3 protein-coding genes are annotated in these 1,955 nt (G+C 62.3%); all 3 read left to right on the forward strand.

The features are described 5' to 3' along the window. Nucleotides 1-483: apolipoprotein N-acyltransferase (locus tag FBR05_15205; GenBank protein MDL1873527.1), on the forward strand; the 483-nt coding region annotated here is incomplete at its 5' end. A 195-nt stretch (nt 484-678) separates the two neighbouring features. Next, the gene (locus FBR05_15210) at nt 679-1,140 is read left to right on the forward strand and encodes a helix-turn-helix transcriptional regulator (protein MDL1873528.1); all 462 of its coding nucleotides are present in this window, start codon (nt 679-681) and stop codon (nt 1,138-1,140) included. A gap of 230 nt (nt 1,141-1,370) precedes the next feature. Next, nucleotides 1,371-1,955 (forward strand): methionine adenosyltransferase (locus FBR05_15215; protein MDL1873529.1); only part of this gene is annotated, 585 nt, incomplete at its 3' end.

Raw genomic sequence — 1,955 nt, forward strand, 5'->3', positions numbered from 1 at the left:
ATCGGGCTTCAGCAGCTCACCCGGCTCAGGGGCGGGTTCACCGAAGGCGCGACGCCGCGACCGCTGCTCGCCGTGCCGGGGTTGCCGTCCGTTGGCGGGCTGATCTGCTACGAGGCCATCTTTCCTGGCGTGGGGGCCGCAAGCGCGGCTCGCCCCGGCGTGTTGGTAAACGTCACCAACGATGGCTGGTTCGGAAACACCACCGGGCCGCGTCAGCATTTCCACCAGGCGCGCGTGAGAGCCGTCGAGGAAGGTCTGCCGCTTCTGCGCGCGGCCAACAACGGGATCTCGGCCGTTGTCGATTCCAGTGGACGGGTCCTAGTTATGCTCGGGATAAATGTAAGAGGATCTCTCGACTCGATTTTGCCCGCGGCGCATTCTCGCCCGCCATACGCAGTCCTGGGTGATGTAATTTTTTTGGTTCTGGGACTATTCGTCGCCGCTACACTTTCTTTTTTCCACCGTCGCGATCGGTCTCGCTGACGCCCTCCAGATCAAGGGGTGACGGGTACGCGTTATTACACGGCGTACCCTCTTCGGTTGTGGTCTGCCCAACATCTCAATTTTGAATATGGCGTAAAACTTGTTTCATGCGGGTAAATTATTGACCCCGGGCCCTGACTTCCATAGGCAGAGACGACCGACGGGTTCTCGACGGGGCAGGGAGTAACCAATCTGATGTCTAAAGAGGACGCAATCGACGACGACGTCGACAGCGAGCGCAGCTCTCGTAAGCCGAACCCGATCGATGCGCACGTGGGGATGCGTGTGCGCCTTCGCCGCATGCTCCTCGGCATGAGCCAGGAAAAGCTCGGCGAGCATCTGGGGCTGACTTTTCAGCAAGTCCAGAAATATGAAAAAGGCGTGAATCGGATCGGGGCAAGTCGATTGTTTGATTTGTCGCGCGTTCTCGGTGTGCCCGTCCAATTTTTTTATGACGAGGCTCCGGCCGATCTCGTCGATACTCCGTCGGCACCAGGCTTTGCGGAACGGCCGACTGAAACATACGTGATCGACTTTCTTTCGACGCGCGAAGGTCTCGAGCTCAACAAGGCCTTTGTAAAAATTGCGGATCCGCGCGTGAGGCGATCCGTGGTGGAACTCGTCCGCACGCTCGGCGGAGACGAGACGATCGAGTGAGACGCCTGCGCGTCCCCGCGATTCCCGCGCCTGAAGGCCGGCCCGACGCACGGCGCGTCGCTTCGACGCTGGAGTTCTAAGCTTTTCAGGCCCCGGCGCTTGACCGAACCCGGTAAAACCGGCAAGACACCCGCGGTTTCTGCGGGGACGGTCGAGTGGCTTTTCCATTTCTCTCCCGGCCCTCGTTTTCAAGGATCGGCGCAGGCAAGAACGAGATCAAGGGGATCAGGGTGGCACGCCAGTCATTTTTGTTCACGAGCGAATCCGTTTCCGAAGGGCACCCGGACAAGGTCTGCGACCGCATTTCGGACGAGGTGGTGGACGCGTTCTTCCGCGACGGCATCGCAGAGGGGCTCGATCCGTGGAGCATCCGCGCCGCCTGCGAGACGCTGGCGACCACCAACCGCGTCGTCATCGCCGGCGAGTACCGCGGCCCGCGCTCGGTCACCGTGGCCCGGATCGAGGACATTGCGCGCACGGCCATCCGCGACATCGGCTACGAGCAGGCGGGCTTCCACTGGGCGAACTGCAACATCGAGGTGCTGCTGCACGGTCAGTCGGCCGACATCGCGCAGGGCGTCGATGCCAAGCAGCCGGCCAACCAGGAGGAAGGCGCGGGCGACCAAGGCATCATGTTCGGCTATGCCTGCCGCGAGACGCCGGAGCTGATGCCGGCGCCGATCTATTACGCGCACAAGATCCTCGAAGACCTGGCGCGCGCACGCAAGACCAAGAGCGGAGACGCGGCGAAGCTCGGCCCCGACTCGAAGAGCCAGGTGACGGTGCGCTACGAGGGCGGCAAGCCGGTCGGCGTG

The sequence above is a fragment of the Deltaproteobacteria bacterium PRO3 genome, assembly GCA_030263375.1.
Classification (GTDB): Bacteria; UBA10199; UBA10199; order DSSB01; family DSSB01; genus DSSB01.

Excerpts from the sequence above, each read along its gene's own strand:
- FBR05_15210 (MDL1873528.1), top strand. The coding sequence starts at position 679 with ATGTCTAAAGAGGACGCAATCGACGACGACGTCGACAGCGAGCGCAGC.